This window comes from Actinocorallia aurea (assembly GCF_054783995.1).
Genome location: NZ_BAAGPQ010000002.1, coordinates 72462 through 93288, shown reverse-complemented (window position 1 = coordinate 93288; position 20827 = coordinate 72462). Strand labels below are relative to the sequence as shown.

Genomic DNA, 20827 nt, shown 5'->3' with positions numbered 1-20827 from the left:
TCAGCCCGCGAAGCGGCCGTAGCGGCCCTGGTAGAAGACCAGCGGTTCGCCGTCGTGGTGGATGTCGAGGTTGTGCACGCGGGCGACGACGATGTCGTGGTCGCCCGCGCGGTGCTCGGCCTCGACGGAGACCTCCAGCCAGGCCAGCGCGCCGTCCAGGACGGGCGTGCCCTCGGGTGAGGCGCCGTAGGAGACCCCGGCGAACTTGTCGCCGCCCTTGACCGCGAGCTGGCGGCACACGGCGGTCTGCGGCTCGCTCAGCACGTTGATGCACAGGTGCGAGGCGGTGCGCAGGAGCGGCCAGGTGGAGCTCGTGTGCGCGACGCAGAACGCGACGAGCGGGGGGTCGAGGGAGACCGACGTGAAGGAGTTCGCGGCGAGGCCGGTGGGGCGCCCGGTGGCCGGATCGATCGCGGTGATCGCGACGACGCCCGTGGCGAAGTGTCCGAGGACGTCCCGGAGCCGGCGGCCGTTCAGATCGCTCACGGATGCGGTGGTCATCGTGCGCTTCCTCCGGTCGGAGATGACGGTGGGTCGGAGATGACGCTATTAGCCAAGCGCTTGCTTGCTTACGAATGTAGAAGCCGGGACTCCCCGCTGTCAACTAGCCAGCCAAGCGCTTGCTCGGTTAACCTCGGAGGCGTGACCTTCCGCGACAAGACAGCCCTGGCCGGCGTGGGGTACACCCCGTTCACCAAGAACTCGGGGGTCTCCACGCTGACCCTCGCCATGGAGGCGGTCCTCGCCGCGCTCGACGACGCGGGCCTCACCCTCGACGACGTGGACGGCCTGGCCACCCACCGCGTCGGAGACTCCACCCCGCCCTGGGTCGTCGCCCCGGCCCTCGGCCTCACCAACGTCTCCTGGTACCTCGACCAGTTCGGCGGAGGCAGCGTCTCGCACTCCGTCATCGGACAGGCCGCCATGGCGGTGGCCTCGGGCGTCGCCCGCACCGTCGTCGTCTACCGGGCCATCAACGCGCGCAGCGAGTTCCGGATGGGCGGGACGGGCCGGGGCGCGGCGCCCATCTTCGACGCTCAGTACCAGGCCCCGTACGGGTACTTCGCTCCGCCGCAGCAGTTCGCGATGTACGCGCGCGCCCACATGAACGCCTACGGCACCACCCACGAGCAGCTAGGCGCGATCGCCGTACGCCAGCGCGCCTACGCGGCCAAGAACGCGCGCGCGCTCATGCGCACCCCCATCACCCTCGACGACTACCTCGCCTCCCGGTGGATCGCCGAGCCGTTCCGGCTCCTCGACTGCTGCCTGGAGACCGACGGGGCGTGCGCCGTCGTCGTCACCTCCGCCGAGCGGGCCCGCGACCTCGCCCAGCCGACCGTCCTCATCTCAGGGGCGGCCTGGGGAGGCGGCGACTCGTTCTTCTCCGGGGTCCCCACCGACTTCACGGTCACCGAGGCCGCGCGCATGGCCCCCCGGCTGTACGCGATGGCCGGAGTCGGTCCGGGCGACATCGACGTGGCCTCGCTCTACGACTGCTTCACCTACTCCGTCCTCGTGCAGCTGGAGGACTACGGCTTCTGCAAGAAGGGCGAAGGCGGGCCGTTCGTCGAGTCGGGGGAGGGGCCCGCGGTCAACACGCACGGAGGGTTCCTGTCCGAGGGCTACGTGCACGGCATCAACCACGTCGCCGAGGCGGTCGCGCAGCTGCGCGGCACCGCGGGCGACCGCCAGGTCGGCGGCGCCGAGGTGGCCCTCTCGACGGCCCAGCCCGGCTACGTTCTGGCCGGAACCTCGGCCCTGATCCTGCGAGGCGAGCGATGACGACGGCGAACCGGCTCGACCCCGACCGCGACTCCTCCCCCTGGTGGGAGGCGGTCGACCGCGGCGAGCTCCTGCTCCAGCGGTGCACCGCCTGCGGCACGCCCCGCTTCCCCGCGCGCGCCCTGTGCAACAGGTGCCGGTCGCGTGACAGCGACTGGATCTCGGCGCAGGGCACGGGCACCGTCTACAGCTGGATAGTGAACCACCAGAGGTTCATGCCGGACGTGCCCGTGCCCTTCGCCGTCGTGTGCGTGCGGCTGGACGAGGGCGAAGACATCCTCATGTACGGCAACCTCGTCCACCCGGACGGAACAGCCGCCGACCCTTCGACGCTCGCCCCCGGCCTCCGCCTGCGCGCCGTCCTCGCGAACGGCCTCGTCCAGTGGACTCCCGAGGAGTAGGCCGCCTACGCGACGGACGCGCGCAGCGCGATCTTGTCCACCTTGCCGTTGACGTTCAGCGGAAGCGCCTCGACGGGCACGACCCGTCGGGGCACCTTGTAGTTCGACATGTTGTCCTTCGCCCAGGCGCGGACTTCGTCGGCGGAGGCGCTGCCGATGACGAACGCGCACGCCGCCTCGCCCATCGCCTTGTCGGGGACGCCTATGACGGCCACCTGGGAGACGCCGGGGCAGCGCAGGAGCAGGGACTCGATCTCCGCCGGGTAGCCGTTGAACCCGTTGGCGATGAACATCTCCTTCTTGCGGTCGACGATGGCGAGGTTGCCCGCCTCGTCGAGGGTGCCGATGTCGCCGGAGTGCAGCCAGCCGTCGGCGTCGACGGCCTCGGCGGTCCGCTCGGGGTCCCGCCAGTAGCCGGGCATGACGCCGTAGCCGCCGATGAGGATCTCGCCGCGCTCCCCGACGGGCAGGTCGCGGCCCGCGTCGTCGACGATGCGCAGCTCCACGCCGGGCACCGCGCGCCCGGTCGTGCCGGCGATGACGTCGATCGGGTCGCCGGGCCGGGTCATCGACACCACGGTGCCCTCCATGAGGCCGTAGGCGTTGATCATCCGCTCGACGCCCGCCTCGGCGAGCATCCGCCTGATCAGCTCCGACGGCACCGCGGCCGCCCCGCAGATCGCGACGCGCAGCGAGGAGACGTCCCGGCCGGGCAGCTCGTCCAGCAGCTTGAAGAACATCGCGGGCGCCCCGGCGATGACGCTGACGCGGCGGGTCTCGATGAGGTCGAGCAGCGCGTCGGGCTGGAACAGCTCGATCGGCATCATCGTGGCCGCGCGCAGCACGCAGGCGAGCAGCCCGGCGTTGATGCCGAAGCCGTGCGAGAACGGCGCGATGATCGGGTACCTGTCGCCCTCGCGGACCGTCACCAGCTCGGCCCAGTCCCAGTACCCGCGCAGGAGCTGCCAGTGCTGGAGCATGACGCCCTTGGGCGCGCCCGTCGTCCCGGAGGTGGCCATGATCTCGGCGAGGCCGTCCGGCGGCACGGCGAGCGCGCGTTCTTCCGCGGCCTCCGGCGAGACCGCCTCGCCGAGCGCAAGGAACTCCGCCCAGGACTCGCCGCCGTACGTGACGATGGTCCTGAGCTCGGGCAGGTCCTCGCCTTTGAGCATCGCCAGGTAGGACGTGTCCATGAAGCCCTCGGCGACGAACAGGGCCTTCGCCCCGGTCTTGCGCAGCATCTCGGCCGCCTCGATCCCGCGGAAGCGGGTGGACAGGGGCGCGACGGCCGCTCCCGCGTCCCACAGCCCATAGCAGGTGACGACCCAATCGGGATTGTTGGGCGCCCAGATGGCCACCCGGTCGCCGGGTTCGACGCCCACGGCGATGAGGCTCCGGGCCACCTGCGCGGCCCGGTCCCTCAGCTCCTCCAGCGTCAGCGTCACGTCCTCGGTGGACACGACCTCCACCGCGCCGTGCGTGCGCGCGCGGTCGCGCAGCATGCGCGGGATCGTGCCCCAGTCCGGTACCGGCGCCACTTCCATGTCAGCTCCTCGGGCTCGCGGGGCCGGGAGCCCGCCAGGAGGACCCGGCCGGGGGGGTGGGACGGGCGGGGGCCCCGGAGGCCGGGGCCCGCGGGTCTACAGGGAGGCGCGGTCGCGGCCCAGGTGGTGGCCGCGCAGGTCCGTCACGGTCGGCGGCACGGGCGTCTCGACGGCCTCGGGCGCGACGGCCACCTCGATCGACACCGGGGTGACGCCGACGAGCGCCTGGGAGGTCCGGCCCGCCCACATCGGGTTCCGCACGAGGCTGTCGCGCGCGAACGTCACCCGCAGGACCGCCTTGTCGAGGGTGCCCTCGCGGGAGACCTCAAGGTTCCAGTGGCTGATGCCGTCGATCCGGGAGAGCACGTCGGTGACGCGCGGCAGCGACAGCCACCGGCCCCGCACGAGCAGGTGCTCGCCCGCGGTGTGCGCGGGCTGCGCCGCGCCCCCGCCGGTGAACCAGCCGGTGCGCAGGTGCGCGCCGCCGAGCGTCGCGTGCCAGGTGGGCGTGACGACGATCTCGGCGGGCCCCGAGTGGTCGGCGACCAGCTCGTCCTTGGCGGGCGGCGCGAGCCCGATCAGGCCCTCCCGGACGGGGGTGAGGCCGGGCCCGTGCGCGATCGGCACCCCGAAGAGCGGGTCGGCGAACAGCTGCACGACGTCGGCCTCGAACTCGTCCTCGAGCTGGCGCAGCCAGTTCCTCGACGGGATCTCGCCGACGAGCAGGATCCGGTCGAGTTCGAGGTCGAGCGGGTCGAGCAGGAACTCCAGGTGGAGCCTGGCGAGGAAGTCCATCGCGCCGGACGGCGTGGTGACCAGGACGTTCGCCCGGGTCTGCTCAAGCGCGCGGTGCAGCCGCAGCCTTCCACGCGGCCCGACCGAGGCCGCCGCCGACACGAGCGGCAGCGCCGCCTCGGCCAGCGACGAGCCCTGGAGCTCGCCGTCGTTGTTCAGCGCGACGACCAGGCGGTCCGAGGAGCGCACGCCGGCCGCGGCGAGGGTCTCGGCGGTCAGCGCCAGCGCGGCCGCCCTGTCCTCGGGGGAGAGCGGCGCGACCACGTCGGCGTCGGGGGAGAGCAGGAGGAGGCCGCGGGCGGACGCCCCGCCCGTGAGGTCCTGGCGGGTCAGCCAGCTCACTTCATCACCTCGTTCATGAAGCGCCGCATCGAGCCGGTGACGTGCTCGTGGTCGAGGCCGCCGACCTGGGCCTGGAGGATCAGGTCGGTCGCGCCCGCGGCCTCAAGGCGCTCGACGGCCTTGCGCGAGCCCTCCACGTCGTCGATGACGACCATCAGGTTGTCGCGGAGGATGTCCATGGCCTCCTCCGGCGGCATGGCGACGGCCTGCTGCCCGAGGACGCGGTGGGTGGCGTGCCGGGCGTCGGTGTAGCTCGGCGGCGCGACCAGGTTGACCTGGCGGCGCAGGTACCAGAGCACCGGGTCGGAGGCGATCTCGACGGCCTCCTGCCGGGTCTGCCCGACGAACCAGGGGATCATGATCGCGATCCGCCGGGTCTCGGGGTCGTGCCCGTTCTCGGCGAGGCAGGCCTTGTAGGCGGCGATGTCCTCGGCCACGTCGTCGATGCCCTTCAGCATCGTCATGCCGAGAAGGTTGTAGCCCTGCTTGCCCGCGGCGAGGAAGCCCTCCAGGGAAGTGGAGGCCACCCAGACGGGAGGGTGCGGCTCCTGCGTGGGCCGCGGGTACACCGAGACGTTGGGGATCTCGAAGTACTCCGAGCTGCGCGTGATGGGCTTGCCGTCGGCGTTCCAGATCGCGAGGACCGCCTCAAGGGACTCCTCCCAGAGCTGCCTTGACTGCTCGAACGGCCGTTGGAAGGCCTGGTACTCCAGCGGCGAGGCGCCCCGTCCGGTGCCGAACTCCACACGCCCGCCGGACAGCACGTCGAGGGTGGCGACGCGCTCGGCGGTGCGGATGGGGGACTGGAACGGCAGCAGTACGACGCCGAGCCCGAGGTGGATGTTGCTGGTCCGCTGCGACGCCGCGGCGAGCACGAGGTCGGGTGCCGAGGAGTGGGAGAACCCGCGGGTGAAGTGGTGCTCCACGAACCAGGCGGTGTCCATGCCCAGGTCGTCGGCGAGCACCACCTGGTCGAGCACGTTCCGGAAGGCCCGGCTCTCGACCTCGCGGCTGCGTCCGCGCACTTCCAGCTCGTACCCGACGCTGATCCGAAGGGTCATGCCCCGCCTCCGCTCTCTTGTGTTAACCAAGCGCTCGCTTGGTAGACTAGCAGCGGCCGTCCGGTCCGAACAAGTCGCGCGGCGGGGAGTGCGATAGCCGGTTATTCGAGTCGATTAACTAGGTAAGGTGCTGCCCCATGCGGTCGATATCGCTCATGTCAGGCATGCTCATCCCGGTGCTCTGCGCGACGGCGGCGTCCGCCGCCCCCATCCCCGAAGGACCCGGCGCGAACGCGGTACTGGCCTACCTGGGCGCCCCCGCGACACCCAAGGCGATCCCGGGCTCCCCGGTGCCCGCCAACCCGCACATGGCCGCGCCCGGCACCGCCGCCATGCACGCCGACTCCTGGGCCTCCGACACCTACCCGTTCCTCGGCCCCCTCGGCCGGAACCCGAAGGTCGTCACCACCGCCAAGGCCGGCGGGCTGCCCGCCCTCTGCTCGACCGTCAACTACGCCCGGAGCACCCGGCTCATCGTCGCCCAGTGCACCAACGTCGGCACCTTCACGCTCCGCCTGATCGACCCGAAGACGCTCCAGGACCTCGCCACGTTCAAGCTTCCCGCGCGGCCCTCGACCGTCACCGGCGTCACCACCCTCGACCTCGACGCCGTCCTCACCGACACCTCCGGCGGCGCTTACTACTACCTCGACGACAAGGACAGGGCGGTCCTCGCCGACGCCGACTTCCACGTCCGAAGGTTCGCGCACGTACGCGACGGCAAGGGCTGGAAGTTCAAGGTGACCGACAACTGGAACCTCAAGAAGTACGTCCCCCACGACTGCCCGACGTGGAGCAGGCCCAAGCCGAAGGGCGTCTGCGACCCCGTCACGTCCGTCCAGGCGGACTGGAAGGGCAACATCTGGTGGGTGACCCGCAAGGGCAGGATCGGGACGATCGAGCCGAGGAGCGGGCGCGTCAAGGTCGTCAAGCTCAAGGGCGAGCAGATCCAGAACTCGTTCGCCGCGAGCACGGACGGCGTCTCGGTCGTCAGCGACCACGCCCTCTACAGGTTCCGGGCCGACGCCGAGGGCAAGCCCGTCGCCGCGTGGCGCAAGGCCTACGACAGAGGCACCCGCCGCAAGTCCGGCCAGCTCGACCAGGGCTCCGGGACCACGCCCACGATCCTCCAAGGCGGCCTTGTCGCGATCACCGACAACGCCGAGCCGCGCATGAACGTCCTCGTCTACCGCATGAGGGACGGGAAGCGGCTGTGCAAGGTGCCGGTGTTCAAGCCCGGCAAGAGCGCCACCGACAACTCCCTCATAGGCTTCGGCCGCAGCCTCATCGTGGAGAACAACTCCGGCTACCGGAACTTCATCGAACTCGCCGCCGGAGCCTCCTCCCACGGCGGCATGACGCGCGTCGACATCACCGGTGAAGGCTGCGAGACCGTCTGGACGAGCAAGGAGCGCAGCCCGTCCACCGTCGCCAAGGCGAGCGTCCCGGGCGGGCTCGTGTACGCCTACACCAAGGAGCCCCGCAAGGACGGCGTCGACGCCTGGTACCTCACGGCGATCGACTTCCACACCGGCAGGACCGCGTGGAAGGTCCTCACCGGCACCGGCAAGCTCTTCGACAACAACTGGGCGCCCGTCACCCTCACCCCCGACGGCGCCGCCCACGTCGGGGTCATCGGCGGGCTCGTCACGGTCCGCGACAGCTGAGCCCCTTCCCTACAATTCCCCGGTGAGCAAGCAGCGTTACGGGGTGCTCGTCCTCCCCTCCGCCAACCGTGTGTACGCCGACGCGTCCGTCGGCCTGATGTCCGCCGAGATCGGCGTCCTCGACCGGGAGGTGCTCGGCGGCCGGATCAGCGATCTGGCCGCCGAGACCTTCGGCGGCGTGCCCTACCTGACGTTCACGCTGCCCGACCCGACCGAGCGGGAGATCGCGTTCCTGTCGAACCTCTCGGCCCTGTACGCGCTGTTCCGCCTCGCCGACGACGGCGGCCTGCACCCCGTCGCGGTGAACCGCCTCGACCGGCTCGACGACGACCTGCTCACCATCCAGAAGTACGTCGGCAAGACCAACGAGCAGTTCACCAAGATGCTGCTCAACGTGACGATCTGGGCGTCGGCCTCCGGCCGGGACATGACGGGGGAAGGCGGCCGGGGCCGCACCCTGCGCGTCTTCGACCCGATGTGCGGGCGCGGCACCACCCTCAACCAGGCCCTCATGTACGGCTTCAACGCCGACGGCATGGACATCGACACCAAGGACTTCGAGGCCTACGCGGGCTTCCTCAAGACCTGGCTGAAGCGCAAGCGGCTCAAGCACACGTTCGAACTCGTGCCCGTCCGACGCGACCGCAAGCTCGTCGGCCGCAAGATCGACCTCACCCTCGGCCTGTCCAAGGACGACTACAAGTCCGGCGACAAGCGCCGCCTCACCGTCGTCAACGCCGACACCGTCCGCGCCCCCGAGTTCTACGCCGCGAACTCCTTCGACGCCATCGTCACCGACGCCCCCTACGGCGTCCAGCACGGCTCCCACATGAGCACGTCCCTGTCGCGCAGTCCCTCCGACCTCCTGCGCGCCGCGGTCCCCGGCTGGGCCCGCCTCCTCAAGCCCGGCGGCGCCCTGGGCATCGCCTGGAACACCCACGTGACCTCCCGCGAAGACGCCCTGGCCGTCTTGTCCTCCGCCGGACTCGACCCCCTGGACGACGGCCCCTACCGCGACTTCACCCACCGCGTGGACCAGGCCATCCTCCGCGACATCGTCATCGCCAGAAAGCCCGGCTGACCTGTGCTTATCCCGATACCGGCAAAAGCTCGTCAAGATCGGGAAGTTGCCGCAGCGTCCGGATTGGGCGGGGGTGATCTTGGTGATGTCTCCCGCCATGATCAAGAAAATGCTGATGGGCGCCTCCGTCGCCTCCTTCGTCGCGCTCGGGTCCCTGTCGGGGCTCGCCGCGGCGGCCGAGGCGGACGCCGCGCCCCGACAGTGCAACCGCGCCGACGAGGACTGCCTCGACCGGCTCGCCGGACGCGCCAAGTCCGCCAAGCGCCACAAGTCCGCCAAGTACGGCAAGTCCGCGAAGCAGGGGAAGTCGGCGAAGCAGGGGAAATCCGGCAAGCGCGGCAAGCCCGTCAAGCAGACCGCGGCCGTCAAGTTCGAGTGGCCCGACGAGCACGATGAGCACGACCGCGACGAGCACGACGGGCGTGACGACCACGGGCAGGAGGGCCGCGGCGGGCACGACGGGCACGATGGCCGGGACGACTCCGACGGGCGCGACGACCGCGACGAGCGGGACGGCCCCGCTGGTCGCGGCGGGCATGACGAGCACGAAGAGAACGGCGAGGGCGGCCGGGACGAGGGTCCGGGCGGGTATGACGAGGGAGGCCGGCACGAGCAGGACGGTCCCGGAGGGCGTGACGGGCGTGACGGCCCCGGCGAGTACGACGGCGGCGGGCGGCACGAGCAGGGCGGATCCGGCGAGCACGACCGCGGAGACCATTACGGGCCCGGCAATTTCGGCTGGCTCGGCGGCTTTCCGGGGGCGGCCGGTCCCGCGGGCGCGGCGGGACCCGCGGGTCCGGCGGGCGCGGCGGGTCCCGCGGGGCCGCAGGGCGTCGCGGGCCAGGCCGGACCCGCGGGCGCGGCGGGCCCCAAGGGCGACCGGGGTGAGCAAGGCGAGCAGGGTGAGCAGGGTGAGCAGGGTGAGCAGGGCGAGCAGGGTGAGCAGGGCGAGACCGGCCCCGCGGGCCCGACTCTCCAGCCGGAATTCCGACCGGGTACCTCCGTGCCGTTCGACACGGACGGCGACGGCTGGGTGACCGCCACGGGCGGCGCCTGCCGCCCCGACTACTACCCGATCGGCGCTTCCTGGACGACCACGGGCGGCGACTCCGTCAGTCCGGTGTTCCGGACGAGCGTCGCGGACGGATCGGCCTGGAAGGTCGAGGCCAGGGACACCAACTCCACCAGCGGTGGCACCATCACCCTGACCACGGTCTGCCAGTACGCGAACGAGTGACGCAGGTCGCGCGGGGCGTCCACGCGCCCCGCGCAGCCCGCTTCAACTTTTCCGGGTTCATGCAGGTCCTCCGTGGCCCGTGCGGGCGAGGAGCGCGGGGAGGAGGGCCGGGTCGTAGACCGGGTTGAGGCGGGCGGCGAGCGAAGGCGTCAGAGGCGAGCCGTCGAAGACCGCGCGGACGGCCTCGAGGTCCGGGGCCGTGCCGTGGACGTCCGCCGCCCAGGAGGCGTAGGACTCGGGGGAGAAGTCGAGCAGGCCGCGGAAGAGGAATCCCGCGCCGTCGCCTCCCTCCGGAGGGTCGACCGGGCCGGCGCTCCAGGCGTCCGAGCCCGCCGCCCGCCAGACGCACAGGGTGGCGCACAGGACGTCGTCCTCGACGAACCACGGGTCGGCCGCCCACGGCGCGAGCGCGGGTGGGAGGCCGTCGAGCAGCCCAGGCCAGAGCGCGAAGGAGCCGTTGCCGTACGGGCTCATCTCCGATTCGTGGTCGAAGCCGCGCACGAACGCGCCCTCGGGCGCGAAGACGATCGAGTACTCGTCACCCGCGCCGTTCTCCATCCAGGCGAGCGCGACGCCCTCCCGCCACGCGGCGTCGAAGGAGTGGCGGGGGTACCGCTCACTCAGCACGCCTTCCAGCACCGCGAGCACGGCGCTGCGCCGCCGCACCTCGCCGATCTCCGGCAGCGCCCGCGCCAGTTCCGCACTGTTCATGCAGCCCGTTCTACCGCGCCCCACCGACAGGACGGGGCGGGCTCAGGCGTCAGGGTCGAGGTCGGCCGGGTCGAGGCCGGGGAAGGCGGTCGCCGCGGGGGAGCGGGACCAGCGGATCTGGAGGTTGATCGCGTCCTGCATGGCCGCGGCGGCGTACGTGCGCAGGGCCTTGCCGGGAGCACCGGAGAGGGGCACATAGGCGGTCAGGACGTCCGATTCGACGGACGCGCCGAGTTCCGCGGGGGTCCTGCCGGCCTCGACGGGGTAGGCGGGCTCGGACGTCACGGGGGTGGCCTCGCGGTCGCGCAGGAGCTCGATGAGCTCGTCGCGGCGGAGCTTGTGGCGCTCCCAGAGCCTGGTCACGCGGGGTTTGGCCGCGGCTGCGGACCGCGCGCCGATCACGCCGTAGACGTAGACGGCCCTGTGCTCGGCGGCCAAGGCGGCCTGGAGGGCGGCGACGGCGCTCATGCGAGGGAGAGGGCGGTCGCGTGGCCGGTCTCGCAGGCCCCGATGCTGGCGAGGAGCTGGGACATGCCGGGGGAGACCGCGGGGACGTCCTTGAGGCGGGTCGCCGCCGCGGCGCGCTCGGTGCGGCGCAGCAGCGCGAGTGCTGAGGCCCGGTCCGCGGGCGGCTCGGCCGGGGCGGTCGCGGACGTGGTCGCCGACGGGGTCGCGGTGACGCCGCCGGTGCCCGGGAGGTAGTGCTTGCGCAGGACCTCGAGGTGCGAGCGGTGGTCGGCCAGCGCCTTCGTGCACGCCTCGGGCAGGTCCCCGAGCACCGAAGCGGTCTTCTCGTACAGGGAGATCAGGTTCTCCTCGTCGGCGATCGCGCCGAGCAGCACGGCGACATCCGGTTCCGGGACGAGGTCCGGGGCGGCGCACGCCGTCGCCAGGCCCGCGCCCGCCAGCCCGGCGGCGGCCAGCAGCGACCTGCGGGACAGGGACACGGGCACGCGGGCTCCTCGTGAGGGCGCCGGGAAAGGCGCGAAATGCGGCTGGAGTGCCTGCAAGCATGCCACACGGGGGGTCCCCGGGTGCGAATACGCACTCGGGGCTCCGGCTGTCGATAGTCTTGTCTGGTCAGAGCGTAGGCATAGCTACCGATAGAGCCCATAAGTAGAGCCGAGGAGGGTCCCGTGAGCGCAGGAGCGCGCGACGGGCGCGTTCGAGGGGACCGCCAGAAGGCCGCGCTGGTCGAGCTGCTCGAGCCCGTGGTGGGCGAGTCCGGCCATGATCTGGAGGACGTCGTCGTCAGCCAGGCGGGCAGGCGCCGGGTGGTCCGCGTGGTCGTGGACGCCGACGGCGGAGTGAGCCTCGACGACATCGCGGTCGTGAGCCGCGCCGTGTCCACGGCGCTGGACGAGACCGACGTCCTGGGCGGGAGCCCGTATGTGCTGGAGGTCACCTCTCCGGGGGTGGACCGGCCGCTGACCGCGCCCCGGCACTGGCGGCGCGCCGCGGGCCGGCTCGTGAAGGCCGTCTACACGGCCGGCGAGCAGGAGGCGGGCGAGTCCGTCGAAGGCCGCGTGATCGCCGCCGACGACGAGGAGGTCCGGATCGAGGTCGCCGGGACGGAACGGGTGTTCCCCCTGGCAGGGCTCGGACCGGGCAAGGTCCAGGTGGAGTTCCGCCGGGCCGAGACGGAAGACGACGACCCGGCCGCCGAGGACGACGAGCTCCGCGAAGACCAGCTTCACGACGACGAGGAAGGGGACGCGGAGCCTCATGGACATTGACATCAACGTACTGCGCAGCCTGGAGCGCGAGAAGGACATCTCCTTCGACCTGGTCGTCAGGGCGATCGAGGAAGCGCTCCTGATCGCCTACCACCGCACCGAAGGCGCCGCCCCCAAGGCCCGCGTGCAGCTGGACAAGCAGTCCGGCCACGTGACGGTCTGGGCCACCGAGGTGGACGAGGAGAGCGGCAACGCACGGGAGTACGACGACACCCCCGACGACTTCAGCCGCATCGCCGCGACCACCGCGCGCCAGGTCATCCTGCAGAAGCTGCGGGACGCCGAGGACGAGCTGACCTTCGGCGAGTACGCGGGCCGCGAGGGCGACATCGTCACCGGCGTGATCCAGCAGGGCAAGGACCCGCGCAACGTCCAGGTCGACCTCGGCAAGCTGGAGGCGGTCCTGCCGCCCCAGGAGCAGGTGCCGGGGGAGAGGTACGAGCACGGCGAGCGGATCAAGGCCTACATCGTGCAGGTCCGCAAGGGCCACCGCGGCCCGTCGGTCATGCTCAGCCGGACCCACCCGAACCTCGTGCGCAAGCTGTTCGCGCTGGAGGTGCCGGAGATCCTGGACGGCACGGTCGAGATCGCGGCGATCGCGCGCGAGGCAGGGCACCGCACCAAGATCGCGGTCCGCTCGCGCAAGAGCGGGGTCAACGCCAAGGGCGCGTGCATCGGCCCGCTGGGCAGCCGGGTCCGCAACGTGATGACCGAGCTGCACGGCGAGAAGATCGACATCGTCGACTGGTCGGACGATCCCGCCACCTTCGTCGGGAATGCGCTGTCGCCGGCGCGTGTTAACGCCGTCGAGGTGATCGACGCCGAACAGCGGGTCGCCCGCGTCATCGTCCCGGATTACCAGCTCTCGCTGGCGATCGGCAAGGAGGGGCAGAACGCGCGGCTCGCGGCGAGGCTCACGGGGTGGCGGATCGACATCCGTCCGGACACCCCGGCCGGACCCGGCGACGAGACCCCAGACCCCGCCGATGCTTCGGCGGGGTAGACTGGTGGATGGCGGCCATTCGGCCCCGTGATCCATGACACGAGCGAGGCATGACTCTGCAGGGTGGCAGCCCGCACGGAACGCACGGTCCAGGCGCAGTCCTGGCAGGTGGGGACCGGCGCAAAGGCGGTCGGCGGGATCATCGTCTCAAGCGCACGTGTGTGGGATGCCGGGACCGTGCGGCGCGCGCGGACTTGTTGCGAGTAGTCGCGGTGGGGGGCGTTCTCGTCCCCGATCCGCGCAAGCGACTGCCGGGAAGGGGTGCGTCTCTGCACCCCGAATCCGGATGCCTGGAGCAGGCGATCCGTCGTCGGGCGTTCTCCCGGGCCTTGCGCCTGGAAGCTTTGCCCGATAGTTCTGTTCTGCTTCGGTTCGTACAGGGAAGCGAAGAAACGTAAGACATCTAGTCGGAAGCAGGTCGAGATTGCTATGAGCGCTCGATGAGCAGTTGGCGATGACTGGTTAGCGACGGCCCGGAGACACGCCCCGGGCCAGATTGGGAGTGCAGTGGCCAAGGTCCGGGTATACGAACTCGCCAAAGAGTTCGGTGTTGAGAGCAAGGTCGTCATGGCCAAGCTCCAGGAAATGGGCGAGTTCGTCCGGTCGGCGTCTTCGACCATCGAGGCGCCAGTAGTTCGTCGGCTCACCGAAGCGTTCGGTAAGTCTCCCTCGGGCCGCGGTGGCGGCCCCCGTCCCTCCGCGCCGCGCCCCGGGCCCAAGCCCGGTGTGAGCGGCGCGCCCAGCGGTGCGCCCGCAGGTGCGCCCCGTCCGGCTCCCGCGCAGCAGGGCGCGCCCGGTGGCGGCCCGCGTCCGGGTCCGCGTCCCGGGCCCCGTCCGGGCCCGCGCCCGGCGGCGCCCGAGGTCCCGCAGGCTCCTGCCGCGGCGGCGCCCGCCGCCCCCGCGCCGCAGGTTCCGCAGGTCCCGCAGGTTCCGCAGGCCCCCCAGGCTCCCGCCGCCCCGCGTCCGCCGGTTCCCCCGGCGCCGCAGCAGGGCTCGCCGAGCCCCGCGGCCGGCGGGCCCCGTCCGGGCCCGCGCCCGGCGGCCGGCGGCCCGCGTCCGGGTCCCCGTCCGGCCCCGCAGGAGCGCGGTCAGCGCCCCGGCGGCGGTCAGCGCCCCGGCGGTCCGCGTCCCGGCAACAACCCGTTCAGCTCCACCAACACCGGCATGGGCGCGCCCAAGCCCGGTCCGCGTCCCGGCCCCCGGCCCGCCGGCCCCGCCCAGGGCGGCGGCCAGCGTGACGGCGACCGTCCCGGTGGTCCGCGTCCTGCCGCGCCGCGTCCCGGCGGCCCGCAGGGCGGCGGCGACCGTCCCGGTGGTCCGCGTCCGTCGCCCGGCGGCATGCCGCCGCGGCCCGGCGGTCCGCGTCCCTCTCCGATGAACATGCCTTCGCGTCCCCCGCAGCAGGGCGCCCGTCCGGGTGGTCCCGGCGGTCCCCGTCCCGGTGGCGGCGGCGGTGGCGGCGGTGGCCGTCCCGGTGGCGGCGGCGGTGGCGGCGGCTTCGCCCGTCCCGGTGGCGGCGGTGGCCGTCCCGGTGGTGGCGGCGGTGGCGGCGGCTTCGCGCGTCCCGGTGGCGGTGGCCCCGGTGGCGGCGGCGGTGCCGGTCGTCCCGGCGGCGGCTTCGGCGGCGGTGGCCGTCCCGGCCCCGGCGGTCGCGGTCGCGGCGGCACGGCGGGCGCCTTCGGTCGCCCGGGCGGTCGTCCGGCCCGTGGGCGCAAGTCCAAGAAGCAGCGGCGTCAAGAGTTCGACAACATGCAGGCGCCCGCCATCGGCGGCGTCAACGCGCCCCGGGGCAACGGCAGGGTCATCCGCCTCGCCCAGGGCTCCACGCTGACGGACTTCGCCGAGAAGATCGGCGCCAACCCGGCGTCGCTCGTGGCGATCATGATGCACCTCGGCGAGATGGTCACGGCCACGCAGTCGGTCAGCGAGGAATCGCTGCAGCTGCTGGGCGCCGAGCTGGACTTCAACGTCCAGGTCGTCAGCCCGGAGGACGAGGACCGCGAGCTGCTGGAGTCGTTCGACCTCGAGTTCGGCGAGGACGAGGGCGGCGAGGAGGAACTCGCCGCGCGGCCCCCGGTCGTCACCGTCATGGGTCACGTCGACCACGGTAAGACCAAGCTGCTGGACGCCATCCGCAACGCCAACGTCGTGGCGGGCGAAGCGGGCGGCATCACCCAGCACATCGGCGCCTACCAGGTCGCGACCGAGGTCGACGGCAACGAGCGCAAGATCACCTTCATCGACACCCCGGGTCACGAGGCGTTCTCCGCCATGCGTGCCCGCGGTGCCGAGACCACCGACCTGGTGGTCCTGGTGGTCGCCGCCGACGACGGCGTCAAGCCGCAGACCACCGAGGCGATCGACCACGCGACGGCGGCCGGCGTGCCGATCGTCGTGGCGGTCAACAAGATCGACAAGGAGGGCGCGGACCCGACGAAGGTGCGGGCCCAGCTCACCGAGTACGGCCTGGTGGCCGAGGAGTTCGGTGGCCAGACCCTGTTCGTGGACGTGTCCGCGAAGCAGGGCCTGAACATCGAGGGCCTTCTGGAGGCCATCGTCCTCACCGCCGACGCCGAACTCGACCTGCGGGCCAACCCCGATCAGGATGCCCAGGGCGTCGCGATCGAGGCGCACCTCGACAAGGGCCGCGGCCCCGTGGCGACCGTGCTGGTCCAGCGCGGCACGCTGCGGATCGGCGACTCGATCGTCGCGGGCGGCGCGCACGGACGCGTCCGGGCGATGCTCGACGAGAACGGCGAGAACGTCCAGGAGGCGACCCCGTCGCGTCCGGTCCTGGTCCTCGGTCTGACCGCGGTGCCCGGTGCCGGCGACAGCTTCCTGGTCGTCGAGGACGACCGGATGGCCCGGCAGATCGCCGACAAGCGCGCGGCGCGCAAGCGCAACGCCGAGCTGCTCCGCAGCCGTCCGAAGTTCTCGCTCGAGGACATGTTCAAGGAGCTCGAGAAGGGCGAGCGGCAGGAACTGCTGCTCATCCTCAAGGGCGACGTGTCCGGTTCGGTCGAGGCCCTGGAAGACTCGCTGCTCAAGATCGACGTGGGCGACGAGGTCAACCTGCGGATCATCCGCCGCGGTGTCGGCGCGATCACGCAGGACGACGTCAACCTGGCGATCGCCTCCGAGGGCGCGGTCATCATCGGCTTCAACGTCCGGCCCGAGCGCAACGCGCAGGAGCTGTCGGACCGCGAAGGCATCGACATCCGGTACTACTCGGTCATCTACCAGGCGATCGAGGAAGTCGAAGCGGCCCTCAAGGGCATGCTCAAGCCGGAGTTCGAGGAGGCCCAGCTCGGCACCGCCCAGGTCCGCGCGGTCTTCAAGGTGCCGAAGATCGGCAACATCGCCGGTTGCATGGTCCAGTCCGGCACGGTCAACCGCAACAGCAAGGCGCGGCTCGTCCGGCAGGGCGTGGTCATCGCCGACAACCTCACCGTCTCCTCGCTCCGCCGCGAGAAGGACGACGTCACCGAGGTCCGCGAGGGCTTCGAGTGCGGTATCGGCATCGGCTACCAGGACCTGAAGCTCGACGACATCATCGAGACCTTCGAGATGCGGGAGAAGCCCCGCTCGTAAGGGTCCGCAGGACGCCCCGGGAAGCACTTCCCGGGGCGTCCTGCCCATGTCGGGGGTCCCTTCCCCCGATGGCCTACCGTTGAAGGCAGCGGCCCGGGGCTGCGGACGGCAGGCCGGTTCCTAGAGACACCGGGGTCTTGATGTTCGTTGGAGCATTGACGTTGGACCTTCTGCTCGGCGACGTGCATTCGCTGAAGGAGAAGAGGAGCGTGGTCCGGCCGATCATCGCCGAGGTGCACAAGCGCTTCCCGGCGGTGGCCGTGGCCGAGACCGGCGACCAGGATCTGCACCGCAGGGCCGAGATCGGCATCGCCGTGGTGTCCGGCAGCGCCGGGAACTGCGTGGAGGTGCTGGAGCAGTGCGAGCGGCTGATCGCCGGCCGCCCAGAGATCGAACTGCTGTCCGCAAGGCAGCGGATCTACGACGATGAGGAGTAAGCCATGGTGGATGCGGCGCGGGCGCGCAAGCTCGCCGACCGGATTCAGCAGATCGTGGCGGAGATGCTGGAGCGGCGGGTCAAGGATCCCCGGCTGGGTTTCGTGACGATCACGGACGCCAAGCTGACCAACGACCTCCGCGAGGCGACCGTGTTCTACACGGTGTACGGGACGGACGAGGAGAAGGCAGGGACGGCCGCGGCGCTGGAGAGCGCCAAGGGCGTCATCCGCACGGAGGTCGGCCGCAAGACCGGCATCCGGCACACGCCGTCGCTGACGTTCGAGCTCGACGGGGTCATGGAGAACGCCCACCACATCGAGCAGCTGCTGGCCAAGGCCAAGGAGCAGGACGCCGAGGTGGCGGCCAAGGCCGTCGGGGCCACCCACGCGGGTGACGCCAACCCCTACAAGACCGACGACGAGGACGACCTCGACGAAGACGACCTTGAGGACGAGGACGACGACGACCTCGACGAGGCGATCGCCGACATCGAGGACGAGGACGAGCGCAGGTGAGCCCTGTCTCCGGACTCGTCATCGTCGACAAGCCCGCCGGGTGGACGTCCCACGACGTCGTCGCCCGGATGCGCCGCCTGGCGGGCACCCGCAGGGTCGGCCACGCCGGCACGCTCGACCCGATGGCGACGGGCGTGCTCGTCGTGGGGGTGGAGAAGGCGACCCGCCTGCTCGGCCACCTCGCCCTGACGAGCAAGGTCTACGACGGCACGATCCGCCTCGGCATGACCACCAACACCGACGACGCCGAGGGCGAGCCCACCGGGACGACCCCGGCCGGGCACGTCGCCGACGCCGAGATCGCGGTCGGGATCAAGGCGCTGACCGGGCTGATCCAGCAGGTCCCGCCGCAGGTCAGCGCGATCAAGGTCAACGGCGAGCGCGCCTACAAGCGGGCCCGCCAGGGCGAGGACGTGGAGCTGAAGGCCCGTCCGGTGACGATCCACGCCTTCGAGATCGCGGAGATCCGCCGGGAGGGCGGGTTCGTCGACGTGGACGTCTCGGTGACGTGCTCGTCGGGGACCTACATCAGGGCGCTGGCCCGCGACCTGGGGGCCTCCCTGGGCGTCGGAGGGCACCTGACGGCCCTGCGCCGCACGGCGGTCGGCCCGTACGGTCTGGACCTCGCCAGGACCCTGGAGCAGCTCGCCGAGGACTGCGCGATCCTGCCGATCGCCGACGCGGTCTCCGCGGTGTTCCCGCGCAGGGACGTCAGCGAGGAGGAGGCGGCCCTGGTGCGGCACGGGGGCAGGCTCCCGGCGCTGGGCCTGGGCGACGGCCCCATCGGCGTGTTCGCGCCCGACGGGACCCTGCTGTCCCTGGTGGAGGAGAAGGCCGGGAAGGCCAAGCCCCTGGCGGTTTTCGCGGCGGAGTGACCTCGCCGCGGCCGCGGAGTGACCAAGGTCCCCAGGTGAAGGGCCCGGGGCGGCTTCCTACCTAACCTACGATCACGTAACCTACGGGTACGTAGCTTAGGTGGATCGGGCCGCCTGGGCGCTGATCCTTGGAGAGGTCGACGGAGCATGGTCGCCACGCTGGAGCGCATCGTCCCGCCACTGAAGCCGCACCTGCGCGGTTGGCTCCACCTCGGGGCCTTTCCCGCGGCGCTCATCGGGGGCCTTGTCCTGGTCACCTTCGGGCCGACCCTTCAGTCGCGCATCGGCGCCGCCATCTACGCGGTCACGTCCTGCCTGCTGTTCGGGATCTCCGCCACCTACCACCGCAACCGGTTCGGACCGCGCGGCGAGGCCGCGATGCGCCGCTTCGACCACGCGAACATCTTCCTGATCATCGCGGGCACCTACACGCCGTTCGCTCTGCTGGCCCTGGAGGGCACGACCCGGATCGTCATCCTCGCCGGGGTGTGGTCCGGCGCGATCGCCGGAGTGATCTTCCGCACGTGCTGGCTCGGCGCGCCGCGCTGGCTGTCCACCGCCGCCTACATCGCCCTCGGCTGGTTCGCGGTCATCGCGCTTCCCGACTTCCTGTCCGGCGCCGGCGCGGTCGTCGGCGTGCTGATCGTCGCCGGGGGCGCGCTGTACAGCGCGGGCGGCGTCATCTACGCGCTGAAGCGGCCCGACCCCTCGCCGCGCTGGTTCGGCTTCCACGAGGTGTTCCACGCCTTCACCGTCGCCGCCTACATCTGCCACTACGTGGGGGTCTCGCTGGTCGTTTACCGCGCCTAGGCCCCGCGCCCGGCTCCGGCGGTCGGTAGAGTCACGGGGGGTGCGGGGTGCATGCCCCCAGGCCACCCATGGCAGGCTTGTCCGGGACACGGGCTCAACAGACTGAGGGAGCGAGCAGGTGCGGCGCTGGTACGGCCTTGACGAGGTCCCCCGCGAATGGGGCAGATCGGTCGTCACCATCGGGGTTTTCGACGGAGTCCACCGGGGACACCAGGCGGTCGTCGGACGGGCGGCGCGGCTCGCCGCCGAGCTCGGCCTGCCCAGTGTGGTGATCACCTTCGACCCCCATCCGGACGAGGTCGTGCGCCCCGGCAGTCATCCGCCGCTGCTGGTCTCCGGCGTCCGCCGGGCCGAGTTGCTCGGCGAGCTGGGCGTGGACGCGGTCATGGTGCTCCCGTTCACCCTTGAGCTGTCCCGGATGGGTCCCGACGAGTTCGTCCAGTCCGTCCTGGTGGACAGGCTGCACGCCTCCCACGTGATCGTCGGCGAGGACTTCAGGTTCGGCCACAAGGCCAAGGGCGACGTTCCGCTCTTGCGCGAACTGGGCGAGAAATACGACTTCGAGGCGGAGGGCGTTCCTTTGCTTGCAGACGGGGACACGATCTCCTCCACCGCCATCCGGGCCGCGCTGGCCGACGGCCGCGTCGAGGACGCCGCGCACGAGCTGGGCCGCCCGCACCGGGTGGAGGGCATCGTGGTCCGCGGCCACCAGCGGGGCCGCGCGCTCGGCTTCCCGACCGCGAACGTCGAGTCGGTGCCGCACACCGCGATCCCGGCGGACGGCGTGTACGCGGGCTTCCTGGTCTGCGACTCCGAGCGCTACCCGGCCTCCCGCTGGCCCGCCGCGATCTCCGTCGGCACGAACCCGACGTTCGAGGGCGTGGCCCGCACCGTCGAGGCCTACGCGCTGGACCTCGACGACCTCGCCCTGTACGGCGAGCACGTCGCCGTCGACTTCGTCGCGAGGATCCGCGGGATGCTCAAGTTCGACTCGATCGACGACCTCGTCGAGGAGATGAACCACGACGTCGCCGTGGCCCGCGAGGTGACCTCCCGCTGAGCGGCGCGCGCGGGGTCATCCACCCCCGGATCGCCGTGATACGGTAAGTAGTCACCGGGACTGTGGTCCCGGCGCTGCTCGCTGCTCCCTCATAGCGGCGGGCCCATACAGAGAACGCACTCTGCGGCCGGACCGGGCCCTTGGATAAGGCCTCCGGAACGAGGCTGCGGGTGTC

21 protein-coding genes are annotated in these 20827 nt (G+C 71.7%); 14 read left to right on the top strand and 7 right to left on the bottom strand.

Features of this window, described 5'->3' with window-relative positions:
* Entirely contained in the window at window positions 1-501 is a 501-nt protein-coding gene (locus ACYVOM_RS00620; protein WP_460301184.1) for a flavin reductase family protein, read from the bottom strand.
* Between the two features lie 141 nt (window positions 502-642).
* Between ACYVOM_RS00620 and ACYVOM_RS00615 the strand changes: the two genes are divergently transcribed.
* Together ACYVOM_RS00615 and ACYVOM_RS00610 are read left to right on the top strand one after the other, a co-directional pair.
* On the top strand, window positions 643-1785 hold the full coding sequence (locus ACYVOM_RS00615) for a thiolase C-terminal domain-containing protein (RefSeq protein ID WP_460301183.1): 1143 nt from the start codon (window positions 643-645) through the stop codon (window positions 1783-1785).
* A complete protein-coding gene (locus ACYVOM_RS00610) occupies window positions 1782-2186 on the top strand; it encodes a Zn-ribbon domain-containing OB-fold protein (protein WP_460301182.1) in 405 nt (134 codons plus the stop codon). The genes ACYVOM_RS00615 and ACYVOM_RS00610 overlap by 4 nt, the downstream gene beginning before the upstream one ends.
* A 5-nt stretch (window positions 2187-2191) precedes the next feature.
* On the opposite strand, the gene ACYVOM_RS00605 is transcribed toward ACYVOM_RS00610, so the two are convergent.
* The 3 genes from ACYVOM_RS00605 to ACYVOM_RS00595 form a co-directional block, all read right to left on the bottom strand.
* Window positions 2192-3730 (bottom strand): AMP-binding protein, encoded by a 1539-nt coding sequence (locus ACYVOM_RS00605; protein ID WP_460301181.1) that lies wholly within the window; start codon window positions 3728-3730, stop codon window positions 2192-2194.
* 96 nt (window positions 3731-3826) lie between these two features.
* Window positions 3827-4867, bottom strand: a complete 1041-nt coding sequence (locus ACYVOM_RS00600; protein WP_460301180.1) for a hypothetical protein — start codon at window positions 4865-4867, stop codon at window positions 3827-3829.
* A complete protein-coding gene (locus ACYVOM_RS00595; protein ID WP_460301179.1) occupies window positions 4864-5928 on the bottom strand; it encodes an LLM class flavin-dependent oxidoreductase in 1065 nt (354 codons plus the stop codon). Before ACYVOM_RS00595 ends, ACYVOM_RS00600 begins: the two co-directional genes overlap by 4 nt.
* Window positions 5929-6065: 137 nt before the next feature.
* Here ACYVOM_RS00595 and ACYVOM_RS00590 point away from each other — a divergent pair, with 137 nt between their 5' ends.
* The 3 genes from ACYVOM_RS00590 (at window position 6066) to ACYVOM_RS00580 (ending at window position 9913) form a co-directional block, all read left to right on the top strand.
* On the top strand, window positions 6066-7595 hold the full coding sequence (locus ACYVOM_RS00590) for a hypothetical protein (RefSeq protein ID WP_460301178.1): 1530 nt from the start codon (window positions 6066-6068) through the stop codon (window positions 7593-7595).
* 22 nt (window positions 7596-7617) lie between these two features.
* A complete protein-coding gene (locus tag ACYVOM_RS00585) occupies window positions 7618-8676 on the top strand; it encodes a TRM11 family SAM-dependent methyltransferase (RefSeq protein WP_460301177.1) in 1059 nt (352 codons plus the stop codon).
* A gap of 97 nt (window positions 8677-8773) precedes the next feature.
* The gene (locus tag ACYVOM_RS00580) at window positions 8774-9913 is read left to right on the top strand and encodes a hypothetical protein (RefSeq protein WP_460301176.1); all 1140 of its coding nucleotides are present in this window, start codon (window positions 8774-8776) and stop codon (window positions 9911-9913) included.
* A 57-nt stretch (window positions 9914-9970) separates the two neighbouring features.
* Here ACYVOM_RS00580 and ACYVOM_RS00575 read toward each other — a convergent pair whose 3' ends face one another.
* From ACYVOM_RS00575 to ACYVOM_RS00565, 3 genes are read right to left on the bottom strand one after another with little or no spacing between them, the layout of a single operon-like run.
* On the bottom strand, window positions 9971-10624 hold the full coding sequence (locus ACYVOM_RS00575) for a hypothetical protein (RefSeq protein WP_460301175.1): 654 nt from the start codon (window positions 10622-10624) through the stop codon (window positions 9971-9973).
* Window positions 10625-10666: 42 nt separating this feature from the next.
* Window positions 10667-11092 carry a ferritin-like domain-containing protein gene (locus ACYVOM_RS00570; protein WP_460301174.1) on the bottom strand — a complete coding sequence of 142 codons (426 nt, stop codon included), beginning with the start codon at window positions 11090-11092 and terminating at the stop codon, window positions 10667-10669.
* The gene (locus ACYVOM_RS00565; RefSeq protein WP_460301173.1) at window positions 11089-11577 is read right to left on the bottom strand and encodes a ferritin-like domain-containing protein; all 489 of its coding nucleotides are present in this window, start codon (window positions 11575-11577) and stop codon (window positions 11089-11091) included. The genes ACYVOM_RS00570 and ACYVOM_RS00565 overlap by 4 nt, the downstream gene beginning before the upstream one ends.
* Before the next feature lie 183 nt (window positions 11578-11760).
* Between ACYVOM_RS00565 and rimP the strand changes: the two genes are divergently transcribed.
* From rimP to ACYVOM_RS00520, 9 genes are all read left to right on the top strand, one after another.
* On the top strand, window positions 11761-12360 hold the full coding sequence (rimP, locus tag ACYVOM_RS00560; protein WP_460301172.1) for a ribosome maturation factor RimP: 600 nt from the start codon (window positions 11761-11763) through the stop codon (window positions 12358-12360).
* Complete coding sequence (gene nusA, locus ACYVOM_RS00555) at window positions 12350-13363, top strand: transcription termination factor NusA (protein WP_460301171.1); 1014 nt, start codon at window positions 12350-12352, stop codon at window positions 13361-13363. Before rimP ends, nusA begins: the two co-directional genes overlap by 11 nt.
* Window positions 13364-13413: 50 nt before the next feature.
* A complete protein-coding gene (locus ACYVOM_RS00550) occupies window positions 13414-13761 on the top strand; it encodes a YlxR family protein (protein ID WP_460301170.1) in 348 nt (115 codons plus the stop codon).
* A gap of 109 nt (window positions 13762-13870) precedes the next feature.
* Window positions 13871-16954 carry a translation initiation factor IF-2 gene (infB, locus tag ACYVOM_RS00545; protein WP_460301169.1) on the top strand — a complete coding sequence of 1028 codons (3084 nt, stop codon included), beginning with the start codon at window positions 13871-13873 and terminating at the stop codon, window positions 16952-16954.
* A 140-nt stretch (window positions 16955-17094) separates the two neighbouring features.
* Window positions 17095-17391 (top strand): DUF503 domain-containing protein, encoded by a 297-nt coding sequence (locus ACYVOM_RS00540; RefSeq protein WP_460301168.1) that lies wholly within the window; start codon window positions 17095-17097, stop codon window positions 17389-17391.
* Window positions 17392-17394: 3 nt separating this feature from the next.
* On the top strand, window positions 17395-17907 hold the full coding sequence (rbfA, locus tag ACYVOM_RS00535; protein ID WP_460301167.1) for a 30S ribosome-binding factor RbfA: 513 nt from the start codon (window positions 17395-17397) through the stop codon (window positions 17905-17907).
* Window positions 17904-18782: a tRNA pseudouridine(55) synthase TruB gene (gene truB / locus ACYVOM_RS00530; RefSeq protein WP_460301166.1), complete on the top strand. Its 879-nt coding sequence runs from the start codon at window positions 17904-17906 to the stop codon at window positions 18780-18782. Before rbfA ends, truB begins: the two co-directional genes overlap by 4 nt.
* A gap of 147 nt (window positions 18783-18929) precedes the next feature.
* Window positions 18930-19592 (top strand): PAQR family membrane homeostasis protein TrhA, encoded by a 663-nt coding sequence (gene trhA / locus ACYVOM_RS00525; protein WP_460301165.1) that lies wholly within the window; start codon window positions 18930-18932, stop codon window positions 19590-19592.
* A gap of 118 nt (window positions 19593-19710) precedes the next feature.
* Entirely contained in the window at window positions 19711-20652 is a 942-nt protein-coding gene (locus ACYVOM_RS00520; RefSeq protein ID WP_460301164.1) for a bifunctional riboflavin kinase/FAD synthetase, read from the top strand.
* The last annotated feature ends 175 nt before the right edge of the window (window positions 20653-20827 follow it).